The sequence below is a fragment of the Sphingobacterium sp. CZ-UAM genome, assembly GCF_002000245.1.
GTDB lineage: Bacteria > Bacteroidota > Bacteroidia > Sphingobacteriales > Sphingobacteriaceae > Sphingobacterium.
The window spans coordinates 230,270-244,582 of record NZ_MTCM01000003.1 but is presented as its reverse complement, the minus strand read 5'-3'; the positions used below and the strand labels follow the sequence as shown (position 1 = coordinate 244,582).

The following is a 14,313-nucleotide window of genomic DNA, read 5'->3' as shown; positions in this document are numbered from 1 at the left end:
GACAACGGAGAATGGTTTTATCCATTTAACGATCTGTGGCTGTCTAAACATCATGGTTGTGCTGGTATTGTTAAATTAAAATGTGAGATTGACTCCTGCAATGACCTGCCTTGGGAGTGGGACTTCGACGAAATCAAACCCACGGACGGCATTGCTCTGCCCTGCAGCATTAACTTCAGGATCCCAGCCGCTATAATTGTCGAAAGAGAATAAGTTGCGGCCGGCTAGGGAAAAACGGATATTTTTAATCTTAGCGTTTGGACGTACCCAATTGTAAGATGCTGAGACTTCTCTTACTTTGACGAAGGATCCCTTTTCAATCCAGTTTTCCATAATGGAGAACAATGCTGCTGAAGTACCTTTGGGAACCTCACCTCTCAGTTCTGGCTCATATCCTGCAAGGCCGCCATATAGGTCGCGGTCACCGACACGTCTCGTGAAATTAAAGACATCCTGACCGACGACGGCATCTAATTGAGCCCGGAAGGTCCATTTTGAACCGACATTGATTTCGTTAATCAAAGACCCTGTCCAATCCGGATTAGGGTCGCCAATGACTTTTTTAAGTGTGGCGCCAGTAGGAATACCATTGTTGTCTTTTCCAACTTTGGCTGTTGTCGGAAGACCAGCAGGATTGTGATAAATGGATCCGTCTTCGTTTCGTGCAAAATAAGTTGCGTAGAAGGCTCCTAAAGGGGATCCGTTGACTGCAGCCACTTGGCCGAATCCAGCGGAATACATTAATATTCCTCCTGGGACATTATTGACGACGTTTTTGTTGTGGGAGTAAACAGCCGTAATATTCCATTTGAAGTTTTCTTTTAATACTGGAATCCCACGTAATAGAAATTCCATTCCTCGGTTGGTCATTGTTCCAATGTTGGCGTATTGGGACATATAACCTGTGGAAGGTGTCAAATTGATGTTCATAAGGAGATCTTTGACATTTTTTCGATAATAGGAAAACTCCAGTCCTAAACGATCATGGAACATGCTGAGGTCTGTACCTACTTCGAACTCTTCTTGACGTTCGGGTTTTACACCTTCATTACCCATGAGGTCTGTGGGAATGATCCCATTAATGCCGCCAGTGTTTAGCGGCGAATAGTTGGTGTATCTACTGAAGGGGCTCAACGCGGTAAGGTTGCCAGACTGACCATACGAGGCCCGGATCTTAAAACTAGAGAAAACATTGTTAATGGCTGAATTCTGCCAGAATTGTTCATTGGATAGGACATAGCTACCACTTACCTTTGGATAGAATTGGCTACGATTCTCGCTTCCAAAAACAGAGGACATATCATAGCGAATAGCACCCGTTAGATACAATTTCTCTTTGATCCCGAATGTCTGTTGGAAGAAGGCACCGAAAATATTCATATCGGAGCGGAGTTCCGTCGGTACAACGACGCCATTATTGACTGTTTCGCCGCCGTATCCCATTTGTGTCGCTTTCATGTTGGTCGACATGTTTTTTTCGGTTTGAAAAGTTAGACCAGCACCGGAAGTCGATTCCAGCCAATCTCCAATCTTTGTCTGATAAGAGGCATTGAAATCATTATTAAGCATAAAGATGCTGATATCCGCACGTTGGGCGTAACCCGTTCCATAAGAAGGGGTGGTATTACCAGGTGGGATATAGGCCGTGCCCAGCGAATTGCTGTTATCAAATCCTAAGATATAGTTCAAGGTTAGGCCCTCCAGTGGTCTGGCCTGTAAGGACAGATTTCCGATAAAGCGGCTTGTGCGTTGAGCGAATTTAAAATTATTGATCGCTTCAAGTGGGTTTGTCCTTTTGACCACATTCACTGGTGTCGTGGAAGGATATTTCCCATTTTGGTCTTTTTCGGGATCAATAAAATTATTGCTGAAAATAAATCCGGTCAACGCACCATAGGCTTCATTCATGCCACCATTGGGCATTTCGTTGGAATGACTATATACATAATTCATTCCGGCACCGAGTTTTAGCCAGGAATTTAGATCTTGGTCCAGGCGTGCACGCAGTCCCGCACGGGTAAAGTCGGTACTTTTGATAATACCTTGGTTGTTTAGGTAATTGCCGCTGACATAGTATTTTGTGCCTGCCGTACCTCCCGACATAGAAATGTTATTATCAGTGCCAATACCGGTCTGGAAGATTTTGTCCTGGTAATCGTATCTTGTGACATCTGTTTGCGTGAGATCGGTGGCCGTTGTATTGACAAATGTTTTGTTGAAGGTATTATACGGAAGTTTTTTTCGTAGAGAAGAGGTTTTCAAGCTTGTGCTAAAGGTAAAAGTAGGCTTTCCCTCTTTTCCTTTTTTTGTGGTAATCAGCACAACACCGTTGCTGGCCCGGGAACCATAGATGGCGGCCGCGGCAGCACCTTTGATGATCTCAAAGTTTTCGATGTCAGCGGGGTTGATATCGACCAATCTATTCTGACTATATCCACCTAGGTCCAATAGCTCCGCAGAAGAGTTGTTGACAATAACACCATCCACGATATAGAGTGGACTGCCACTCCCAACAATGGAACTAGGACCGCGTAATTGTACGCTGATACCGCCGGCAGGGTTTCCGGAGTTTTGGGAAATTTGGGCGCCGGCGACTTTTCCCGTTAGCGCCTGGTCAATTGATGTTGCGTTACTATTGGCAATATCTTTGGCATTGACGGTCGAAACGGCATTACCTAAGACTTTACGACTTGTTCCCACCGCGTTACCGATAACAATTACCTCATTCATCCGCACTAAATCTTCCTGCAGGCTTGGAGTGAGTGTAAGCGTTGTCTGGTTTCCGAGTTCGATGGGCGTGGTGGTCGGCGCATAACCTACATTGGATAATACGAGGTCGTACTTTCCGGGATTGATGGATGTGGTTAAGGTAAACTCACCGTTAGCATTGGTGCTGACGGATTGGTTGGTTCCCTTGAGCTTAATGGTGGTGCCGGGGACAGATTGTCCGGTGCGGGAATCTGTCACTTTACCTTTGATCGTGTAATTTTTTTGCTGCGCAAACACTACGGAGCTTGTGCTTAATAGCGCTAGAAGTGCATAACAACGATAATGTAACTTGCTGTTTAGTAGATGTTTTGTCATGAATTTAGATTTATGTACAATAGGGTGACTATTGTGATCCTTGTTTAATATAAATATAGGGGTTTTAGCAGTTTGTTAATACTGTTTTGTATTTTTTTTGCTACATTTTGCGTTTTTATGTGTTTTTGATGCTTATTCAAAGGTTGTTTTGTTGTCGGGAGATGCGGTAGTTCCATTATTTTTAATTCTTTTTCAAATACTTATGCATAAACTTGCATAACTAAACTCCTTTTTATAGTATTGTATTATAATTGATGTAAACCTCGGGCTGGAACCTCCCGTTATGATCAATTATTAACAACTAACTAAATACCATGAATAAAAAATTACTCTTATTCTGTTCAGGAGTGATGCTATCTACCAGTTTATGGGCACAGACCAAAACAATTACAGGTAAGGTGACGAATGCCTCGGATGGTGGATCTATGGCTAATGTTACCGTCAGCATCAAAGGAAAACCTGTCAGCACGCAAACTAATCCAGATGGAAGTTTTACGATTAAAGCCGAGCCAGGGGATATTTTAATTTTCCGGGCTGTTGGATCGAAAGAAAAACAGCAGCTTGTGGGTTCAGATGCTACCGTTAATATTTCACTTTCTGGAAGTGAGGAAGCGTTGGAAGAGGTGGTTGTGACAGCGATGGGGATAAAGAAAGAGAAGAAAGCGTTAGGTTATGCAGTTCAAGATATCAAGGCTGATGAATTGATGAAGAATAAAACGGCTAATGTGGTTAACTCTCTAGCTGGTAAGATTGCCGGTGTTAATGTGACTCAGGCGTCGGGTTCGGCTGGTGCCGGTGCACAGATTATTCTTCGCGGCGGTACTTCTCTTGAACGGGATAACCAGCCCTTATTTGTTGTCGATGGTGTGATCTACGATAACTCCACGGTAATAGGCGGGAATAGTGCCTTCGATGGAGCACAAGCGACAGCAACCTCAAACAGCAACCGTGTCATGGATATAAACCCAGAAGATATCGATAATGTATCGGTATTAAAAGGCCCGGCTGCCGCTGCTTTATACGGATCAAGAGCTGCTGCGGGAGCCATTATTATTACGACGAAAAAGGGACAGGAGGGACGTACTGAGATTGGTTTTTCAAGTAGGTTTTCAAATAACTGGGTTAACCGGTTGCCGGAGCAACAAGGAAAATATAAACGCGGCTATTACAACAGTGCTGGTGTACTAGATGATTATACTACGCAATCCTGGGGCGAGAAGTTTGGAAGTAATGATGTTGTTTATAATAACGTGAAAGATTTCTTCCAGCATTCGACGGTATTTGACAATACCGTTAATTTGTCAGGTGGAAATAAAAATGGATCATTCTACCTGTCTGGTTCCCGCTTTGATCAAAAGGGTATTGTGCCTAATACAAGCTTTGACAAAACCACCTTCCGCTTTAACGGCGATCAGAAATTTGGTAAGTTGACGGTAGGCGCCAATGTCGGATATTCGTTGGCAAATACGGATAAAACCTTGACATCTGCTGGGCTATGGGGATCTGGTGGTACGGGTGCGATGGAATCCCTGTACAGCTGGTCGCGTAGCGATAACATGAAAAAGTACCTCAATGATGACGGGACGAAATATCGGATGTTTGAGGGGCGCCAGCCGCTGGAATCTGATATCGAAAATCCGTATTGGACCATTAACCGGAATATATTAGGGGATAATACAGAGCGTATCACGGGTAGTATCAATGCAACGATGCCTATTTTTGATTGGTGGAGCCTGACCTATCGTGTCGGGATGGATAGCTATCTGACTAAAAACTCAACGATTATCGGTGAAGGTGGTGCAATTAAGAAACCTTGGCAAAAAGGTATGATGTCGGAAAGTGATTTCAAATACAACTATTGGTCTTCCAATATCATGTCCAATTTCAATAAAAAGGTAGGTGATTTTGATCTAGGTGCTTTAGTTGGATTTTTCTCTGAGCAAACCAAGACAACAACAAACCGCCGAATGGGCTATCATTTTGAGGTTGACAATTTTTACAGTTTCGAAAATATAGCTGCGGCGAATAAACAGTTTGCAGTGAACAATACAAAAAAACGCCTATTTGGTTTGTACGGTGAGTTAAGGGCTTCCTATAAAAATATGTTGTTTTTGAATGTTACGGGAAGAAATGATTGGACCTCAACTCTGCCAGTAGACAATAGGTCCTATTTTTATCCTTCTGTTGGCGGTAGCTTTGTGTTTACCGAACTGATGAAAGACAGTCGTCCAGACTGGCTGGATTTCGGAAAGTTGAGAGCTTCCTGGGCGCGAGTGGGTAAAGATGCAAACCCGTATGTGACCAATACCTACCTTTGGAAACCTGTTGAATATTTAGGTGGAATTGTCGGTGCTGGAAATAATTGGCAGAAAGGTAATCCGTTCTTAAAACCTGAAACAACAGGTTCGTTTGAAGTCGGCGCTGAACTGCGCTTCTTTAAAGGGCGATTGGGCGTGGATTATGCCTACTACACCAATAATTCCTATAACCAGATCCTGTCACCGCGTTTGGGACAGTCGACAGGTTATATTTTCATCTCGGTCAACGGTGGAGATATCTACAATAAAGGGATGGAGTTGTCCTTAACTGGTAAGCCGATCGTGAAAAATGACTTTGTTTGGGAATCTACGTTAAATATGTCCAGAAATAAAGGGACAGTAGACAACTTGCTTGCAGGTGTCAACATTTTGTATGTCACAGATGTGCAGGTGGGAAATGCGAAAGCTGCATCCTTTAACGGAGGAAATTTTATGGGAATCTCAGGTTCGCAATGGACCCGTACGCCCGATGGAAAAGTTGTTTTGGATGCCAATACAGGTATGCCGACTAGTGACAATCAGACGACGTATAATATCGGAAACCGTGAGCCTAAGCTGACGGGTGGGTTCAATAACAGCTTGACTTATAAAAATTTTAATCTGTCTTTCCTTTTTGATTTCCGTATAGGTGGTGATATCTATAATGGTACGGATTACGCAATGACAATCAATGGTATGAGCAAGCGGACCGAGGATCGTGATCAGTTAATTTTGGATGGTGCTATCCGTAACGGCGGAACAAATGACGCTCCAGTGTACGAAAACAAAACATTCACTTTCTTGGCCGATCAGATGTATACTATTAAAGGTGTATCAACAAGTGGACGGAAAATTATCCAAGATTATTGGAGTGATTTCTATGCCCGGGAAAGCGCGAACTTTATGGTGAAGACAAACTGGTTGCGCTTGAGGAATATCTCAATGTCCTATAACTTTTCGAATGGTCTCCTGAAGAACGCTGGTGTTTCCAAAGTGGTTAAAGGTCTTACAGCTACCTTGACTGGTACTAATCTCTGGTTGTTGACCAACTACAAAGGTCTCGATCCGGAAGCTTCCGCTGCGGGATCTGGCGTCACGGGATCTAGTTCGGTCGGTATAGATTACAATGGGGTGCCAAGTACCGCTGGTGTCATGTTTGGTTTAAATTTTAGATTTTAAGATAGAAGAGTCATGAATAAATATAAGAGAATAGTCTCATTTCTGTTGGTTCTAACTTTATTTTCATCCTGTAGTAAAAAATGGTTGGATATCAATATAGATCCTAATACGCCGTCAAGTACCGTTGCTTCGGTTCAAAGTCGTCTGGCTTGGATACAACATTATTATATGTATGCACAAGGTACGGCGGGCACACGAGCGGGTTTTGTAACACAGCAACTGACATTTGTCAACAGTACTGCATCCAACAGCATGATTGCTGGCTGGAACCCCGCAGCAGGTATGTCTACCACACCCTATCAGTTTTTCTTTGTTGGCGCAGGGGCCAATTTTAAAGATATGGAAGATAAGGCTACGGCTGATAAGGCTTACCATTATCTGGGGGCGTTACATGCTATCCGCGCCATGGGTTTTATGCTAATGACGGATTGGTATGGGGAGATGCCTTATACGGAGGCCTTGGGTACCATCATAACACCTAAGTTTGATGGTGGAAAAGTAATCTTCGAAGGTTGTCTCGCTGATATTGATAAGGCAATTGAATATTTTAATATGACTCAGCCTGGCACTGCTGCGCCGTTGTCAGCGGGTGATAGCTGGAATGGCGGGGATGTAAGTAAGTGGTTGAAAATGTGTTATGGATTGAAAGCGAGGTGGTTAAATAATCTGTCGAAAAAGAGCGCTTTATACAAGCCAGATGATGTACTGGCAGCGTTAAATAAGGCGGCTACTTCGGTAGGTGAAAGCACAGTAATTGCCCATATGGATGATGCGACTGACAATATAGGGGATATCCTATTTGCGGATCCCGTAAAAACGTCCATCGTTTTTAATAATGCGGGTATGAATACCAATACATTGGTTACGAAGTGGTATGAAAATCTATTGACCAATTTTGACAATAAAGGCATAGAGGATCCGCGGGCGGATAAATTATTGCCTTGGGCAGAGTATGGTTATCCAAAAAAAATGATCCGGTCTAAGGGGGTGGATATGCAGTCTACTATCCGCATGAACTCTGGGCCGATAGCATCCTCTTATAACGATAAGGATGAAGCTATTCAGAGTAACGGCCGTACAGTAAACCCACATTCCTGGTATATTAACAGCGCCAATACGGCACGTTGGGGAGATACGGTGTATGTTTCCATTAAGAGTAGCTCTAAGGGCTATGACAGTGATGTGTCAGATACCTATAGGTGGAAAGATGGTACCGTTGCTGCTTCGGGTACATTTTATTCGCGTCCGGATGCGCCTACTCATCTAGTTGCTTACCCGGAGATGTGCTTTATTAAAGCTGAGATTTTGTTTAATAAGGGGGATAAAGCTGGCGCTTTTAATGCCTATAAAGAGGGGATCAAAGCACATATTGACTTAATGAATATAAAGCTAAACTCGTATGCGGATGCCAGTCCGAGCAAATCGCCAATGACGCAGGCGAAGATTGATAATTTCCTAAATAATGGCATTGGTACGGCTGGAAATATTACATTGGCTAAAATTATGACACAAAAATTTATCGCACTTTCGTTCTCGCAGCAAAACTGGAATGATATGCGTCGCTATGATTTTAGCAGTTCGGTATATCCAGGGTGGTCGGTCCCTTATGAATACACGGTGACCGCGGCGGCCCAAACTAAAATACCTCAAGGAAAACAGTTTAGAAGGGTTCGTCAGGTTTCGCATGAAATCAACTACAATTCCGATAACTTAAAAGCATCTCATCCAAATGCGTTGAACGATGATATTTGGTCTTTCCCTGTCTGGTGGGATACGAAGGAGTAATGCTCTCTAATATAGATAAATTAAAGGCCCGGTTTTATTTTTTTTGAACCGGGCCTTTTTTCATACCTTCGAGTATGAAGACTATCTTTTTTGTACTGTTAAATTGCCTTTGGACAATATCGCTTTTTGCACAATCACCCAAGATTGTTCAAAAACCGATCACCTGGAATCAGGAGCGTATTCAACTATCGCTGGATTATCTGAAAAATAGGCACGGCTTAAATCAATCTACGCCGGCAATACGACCGAGGATGATTGTCGTGCATTGGACCGCAAACAATAGTGTAAAAGCAACATTCAATACTTTCAATCCAGTGAAATTACCAGGGCGGCCGGAATTAACAAAAGCTAGTGCACTCAATGTCTCGTCCCAATTTGTGATCGACCGTGATGGAACGATCTATCAATTTTTGCCTGATACAATTTTCGCACGGCACACCATTGGCCTCAATTATTGTGCAATCGGTATTGAAAATATAGGTAGTCGGCAGAACCCTTTAACGGATGCCCAATTGAAAGCAAATGAAGAATTGATCCGTTATCTTAGCAAAAAATACGCTATTGAATATGTGATCGGGCACCATGAATATCAACGCTTCAAAAAAACTTCGTGGTGGAAGGAAACTGATCCAAAATATATCACAGGGAAAGATGATCCGGGAGATAAATTTATGCATTCCTTAAGAGGTCATCTAGTCGAACTAAAACTCAAACCTCTACCTTAGTTCCGTATATATTGATATGCTAACCGGTGGCATTAGCTTGCTGCCCAGCTTTTTTGTTGTCTTGAATTTTCAAAACTTTATGCTCTTGTCAATATTGCGTCTTCAAAAGGCATAAGTTCGTTTTGCATGTTTGCTTTGTTTTGCTGTATTGTTAATGAGATGTTAAATCATAGCATCGCTATTTTCTGTTTTTTGCTGGCTTTACGGTTCTCTCCTATATTCAATGCTGTTTCGGTAATTATTAGGGTTTCAAGCGCTTTTTTGTTCATTTTGTTTGTGTTGTAGTGATTGTTTTTATCGTTATTTGTAAGTAAACACTTACTTTCTTTTGCGTTTTTATAAGTTATTTTGTTTTAAAAACGAAAACTTCTACTTACTTTTATTCTGATTTTCAATTATTCATGCATAAAAATGCAATTTATGCACGAGCAAATAGTCTATTTATGATGAAATATGCCTTACTAAAATTAGCCTGTGTACTATCTCTTGTCGCCTTTTTCTCTTGCGGGAATTCACTGAAAGCAAGACGGCTAAATACAAAAAATAGCGATACGCTATCAATTAGCAAGAAAAGCACGATCGCCCCGGGGGCTGACCAGCTGTCTTTGTATCTGCCACAGTTAAAAGGTAAGAAAGTTGGAATTATGGGCAATCAGACTTCAATTGTGGGGAGTGATAAACGGCATCTGGTGGATGTTTTGCTTGAAAATAAAGTTGATCTGAAGTTTGCCTTTGCACCAGAGCACGGTTTTCGTGGTAACGTAGAGCGCGGAGAGAAATTTGGTAACGATGTCGATCAAAAAACAGGCCTGCCTTTATTTACCCTGTACGGGGGAAATAAAAAACAGGATTCGATTGTCAATTCTATTGATGTTATGATTTTTGATTTGCAGGACGTCGGAGCACGATTCTACACCTATATTACTTCTTTGCACCGGGTGATGGAATTGTGTGCAAAGCATAATAAAAAACTGGTTGTCTTGGATCGTCCCAACCCCAATGGTGATCAGGTGGATGGACCTGTGCGGCATGACGATAAATTTAAGTCTGATGTTTCCTGGCATAAAATCGCGATGATTCACGGTTTGACCATTGGCGAACTAGCACAGATGATCAATGGTGAAAAATGGCTGGAAAATGGACGTCAGGCTGATCTACAAATCGTAAAAGTTCAAAATTGGGATCATAAAAAGATGTACAACCTGCCGATCATTCCCTCGCCGAGTTTGCCAAACCAGCTTTCTGTGCGTTTGTATCTCTCCTTATGTTTGTTTGAAGGAACAGATATTTCGGTAGGGCGCGGTACAGATTGGCCTTTCCAGGTGTTGGGGTATACAAATCCTGTGTATGGCTCTTTTGTGTTTACGCCGGGTGAACGTCATGGTATGTCAAAACATGTGGAGGGGAAAGGGGCTAAAAATTATGGTATTGATCTAAGGGAGCTGAATCCTGATGATCAAAAATTTACTTTAAAATATTTGCTCGACTTTTACAACAAGACGCCGGATAAGGCGACATTTTTCGCTAGACCGGAATTTTTTGACAAGCTCGCCGGAACAGATCAATTGCGTAAGCAGATCATAGCCGGAATGTCTGAGGCCGAAATCAGGGCTTCCTGGGCGGATGATTTAAAAGCTTATAAAAGTATGCGTAAAAAATATCTGCTGTATGCTGATTTTGAATAGCTTATAATAAACAGTAGGAACGAATAACTAACAATATTAACTAGATCATTTATTTTTAAAACTCTATAATCAATGAGAAAATTTGTACTATTTTCTGTTGCTCTTGGATTGAGTTTTCCTTTGGAATCCTATTCTTTTACAAAGAAAGAAGGTTCTTTGAATAGCACTAAATTGACGGGTGCACTTCTGAACTCTTCTGCTAAAAGTATGGTGCAAAATACAGTACAAGGTACTGTAACAGATGGAAAAGGTCCAGTCTCTGATGTAAGCGTATCTGTTATTGGCGGAGAGGTGTCAACGAAAACAGATGCACAGGGACATTTCAAAATTACAGCTGCGGTGGGGAGCAAGCTGCGATTCTCATCTGTGGGCTATATCTCACAAGATATTGTCGTCAGCTCGAATTCGCTTAATGTGACTTTGGTTAGCAATGACCAGGCACTGGACGAGGTTGTTGTCGTCGGTTACGGTACCCAGCGAAAAGGGAATTTGACCGGAGCTGTTTCAACAGTTAATGTAAAAGAAAACCTGCAAAGCCGTCCGATTGCTGATGTCGGAAGAGCAATTCAGGGTACTACTCCTGGTTTTAGTGTAACCGTACCAAGTGGCGAAGTGGGATCTGACCCGACGATGCGTATCCGTGGAGCGATCTCAACTATTCAGGGAAATAGTAGTCCGTTGATTTTAGTAGATAACGTTGAAATCCCGAGTATTCAGTATGTAAATCCTGATGATGTCGAATCGATTACCGTATTGAAAGATGCGGCGTCTTCGTCCATTTATGGTGCGAAGGCTGCATTTGGTGTGGTATTGATCAAGACGAAAACAGGAGGTAGTTCGGAGAAAATTTCGGTGAATTACTCCAACAATTTCTCGTTTCAAAATCCATATAAAAAATTGGAGATGGGCCGCGTAAACGCGTTGAAATATACCATTGATGCGTTGGATCGCATCGGAGGAACGGAGACTGGCGCATTCTATAAAGTGAATAAAGAAAGTTACGAAAGAGCTGTTGAGTGGGATAAAAAATATGGTTCTTCTATCGGTAAAGATGATCCAACCGTATATGGTCGTGATTGGTATGTTGACCCAGGAGCGCCAACGAAAAAATATGGCGTCAGAACTTACGATCCTTATGATTATATGGTTCGGGAATGGGCACCCACTCAGACGCATAATCTGTCTTTGAATGGTTCGATTAAAAAAACGCAATATACGGCTTCGTTCGGTTCTTTGAACCAGAGCGGTATGTTGAAAGCGGGTGATTCGGATAAATTTAAACGATATAATGCAGCTCTACGCTTAAATACGGAACTGAATAAGTATGTAACTATTCGGGGGGGCGCTATGTTTGCGCAACGAAATAAGGTTTATCCTTATGCGACAAACTCGACCACAGCCGATCCTTGGTTGTATATGTACCGATGGAGCTCGCTTTATCCAATGGGATATGATGAAAATAACAACCCAATAAGAAGCCCATGGAGCGAAAATGAGGCTGCAAATCAAGCTTCTATGCTGCGTAATTATATTAACCTAAATGCCGGTGCTACAGTTAATATCATGAAGAATTGGAAGGTAGACATTGATTATACCTTTACAAATGAAGACTATAATTGGCGCAAAAATGGAACGCGTTATACGGCGGCAAACTCATGGGTAGCAGCCAAACAACGCTTTGACGCACAGGGAAATCCTGTTTACGTAAATAGAGAAGGTGCAGTTGTCAACAAAGGGGATGAAGGGGCAAGTTTGGCTTATGATCTTTCTAATGACATGTATACGGCTAATGGATCTGCGCAGGATCATATTTATATGCGGTCACAAAACGAGCATAAGCATACTGTGAATGCATTCACAACTTATGAGCTTGATCTGAACGAGGATCATAACTTTAAATTTATTTTAGGGTTGAACCGGGTGACAAATGATGGTTCTTACCATTGGACTCAACGTGCGGATCTATTGGATGTTAAAAATCCTCAATTTGATTTGGCTGTAGGACAGATTACAGGTAGTGGTGGTGAGTACTGGGAATCTCAGCTGGGGTATTTCGGCCGGATCAACTATGCGTATAAGAATAAATACTTGTTTGAAGGTAACCTTCGGTATGATGGAGCGTCAAAATTCCCTGGGGATTTGAAATGGCGATGGTACCCGTCTTTTTCAGCTGGTTGGGTAGTTTCGGAAGAAAAATTTATGGACTGGTCGAGATCGGCACTAAGCCAGTTGAAATTTAGAGGATCTTGGGGAGCTATCGGTAATCAAACCGTAGATTCAGACCTCTATATTGCGAATATGTCGGCGGGACAAATCAATTATATTGTGAACGGAGCTTTATTGAATGCAGTGGGTTCCCCTAAATTGAACTGGCCAGATGTTTCATGGGAAAATATTGAGACATTGGATTTTGGTGCGGATGCGCGATTCTTTAAAAATAAATTAGGATTTACGTTTGACTGGTATCAGAAAAAAACCAAAAATATGTTTGCGCCGTTAGAGGGCACTACGCATACCTTAGGGGCGCCGGCGCCGCTTGGAAATTTTGGTACATTGACGACAAAGGGGTTTGAGCTTGCCATAGATTTCAACCATCGTTTTGAAAACGGTTTAGGAATCAATTTTAGAGCTAACTTTGACGACGCGAAATCTGTATTTAGTGGATACACGCCTTCAAGGACCACTGGTGTAAATTATGATGGTAGGGTGTATGGTGATATTTGGGGATATGAGACAGACCGTTTGTACCAATATAATGATTTCGTGTTGGACGGCAACGGTAACCCGCAGCTGGTGGAGATGAATGCGGATATGAGTAAGTACGCAACTGGGAGTGCTTATCTGTTAAAAGGAGGGCCGAATGGCGAAAAGCCTGTCTATCAGCCGCGTTTCCAAAATTCAACGAATTTTTATTTTGGTCCTGGAGATGTTAAGTTCAAAGACCTAAATGGCGACGGGGAGATTGACAACGGTGATGGCACGATTGATAATCCTGGTGATATGAAAATCATTGGTAACTCTACGCCGCGTTATCAGTATGGTTTTAGGGCAGCAGCGGATTGGAAAGGTTTTGATCTGTCTATTTTCTTCCAAGGAGTAGGACAACGGAAAGTTTGGGGAGCAGGATTCCTTGCCATCCCAGGGTTCAATATTTCAGATGGTGCTATGCCAGCTAGTTTCGTGAACGATTATTGGACGAAAGATAATCAGGACGCATTCTATCCGGCGGCGTTTAATAATGGGGGAAGTGCAAATGTAAATAATATGCAGGTGCAGTCCCGTTACTTGTTAGATATGTCATATTTGAGAATTAAGAACCTGACGCTGGGGTACTCGCTCCCTCAGGACGTGATCAAACGGGCGAAGCTAAATAATTTAAGAGTGTATGTTTCCTTAGAGAATTTCTTTACTTGGGACAAGCTGAGAGGATTGCCTATCGATCCAGAGGAGGTTGAAGGGTATTCAATTTTTAATGAAACGAATTACAACAGTGGGCGTACTGGGGTAGGAACGCCAACCTTTAAAAGTGCATCATTTGGTGTTCAGTTAAACTTTTAA

Annotated in this window: 6 protein-coding genes; 5 read left to right on the top strand and 1 reads right to left on the bottom strand. The window is 42.3% G+C overall.

The window, feature by feature from the left end; translation table 11 throughout:
- Positions 1-75: 75 nt before the first annotated feature.
- A complete protein-coding gene (locus tag BWD42_RS14845; RefSeq protein ID WP_077437179.1) occupies positions 76-3,084 on the bottom strand; it encodes a SusC/RagA family TonB-linked outer membrane protein in 3,009 nt (1,002 codons plus the stop codon).
- Positions 3,085-3,398: 314 nt separating this feature from the next.
- Between BWD42_RS14845 and BWD42_RS14840 the strand changes: the two genes are divergently transcribed.
- From BWD42_RS14840 to BWD42_RS14820, 5 genes are all read left to right on the top strand, one after another.
- Complete coding sequence (locus BWD42_RS14840) at positions 3,399-6,560, top strand: SusC/RagA family TonB-linked outer membrane protein (protein ID WP_077437178.1); 3,162 nt, start codon at positions 3,399-3,401, stop codon at positions 6,558-6,560.
- 12 nt (positions 6,561-6,572) lie between these two features.
- Complete coding sequence (locus BWD42_RS14835) at positions 6,573-8,345, top strand: SusD/RagB family nutrient-binding outer membrane lipoprotein (protein WP_077437177.1); 1,773 nt, start codon at positions 6,573-6,575, stop codon at positions 8,343-8,345.
- A 74-nt stretch (positions 8,346-8,419) separates the two neighbouring features.
- Complete coding sequence (locus BWD42_RS14830; RefSeq protein ID WP_077437176.1) at positions 8,420-9,070, top strand: N-acetylmuramoyl-L-alanine amidase; 651 nt, start codon at positions 8,420-8,422, stop codon at positions 9,068-9,070.
- Positions 9,071-9,513: 443 nt separating this feature from the next.
- Positions 9,514-10,755, top strand: coding sequence for an exo-beta-N-acetylmuramidase NamZ domain-containing protein (locus BWD42_RS14825; protein ID WP_254846246.1), 1,242 nt, complete (start codon positions 9,514-9,516; stop codon positions 10,753-10,755).
- 72 nt (positions 10,756-10,827) lie between these two features.
- Positions 10,828-14,313, top strand: coding sequence for a SusC/RagA family TonB-linked outer membrane protein (locus tag BWD42_RS14820; RefSeq protein ID WP_077437175.1), 3,486 nt, complete (start codon positions 10,828-10,830; stop codon positions 14,311-14,313).

Coding starts and splice junctions, on each gene's coding strand:
- BWD42_RS14845 (WP_077437179.1), bottom strand. CDS start 3,084: ATGACAAAACATCTACTAAACAGCAAGTTACATTATCGTTGTTATGCA.
- BWD42_RS14840 (WP_077437178.1), top strand. CDS start 3,399: ATGAATAAAAAATTACTCTTATTCTGTTCAGGAGTGATGCTATCTACC.
- BWD42_RS14835 (WP_077437177.1), top strand. CDS start 6,573: ATGAATAAATATAAGAGAATAGTCTCATTTCTGTTGGTTCTAACTTTA.
- BWD42_RS14830 (WP_077437176.1), top strand. CDS start 8,420: ATGAAGACTATCTTTTTTGTACTGTTAAATTGCCTTTGGACAATATCG.
- BWD42_RS14825 (WP_254846246.1), top strand. CDS start 9,514: ATGATGAAATATGCCTTACTAAAATTAGCCTGTGTACTATCTCTTGTC.
- BWD42_RS14820 (WP_077437175.1), top strand. CDS start 10,828: ATGAGAAAATTTGTACTATTTTCTGTTGCTCTTGGATTGAGTTTTCCT.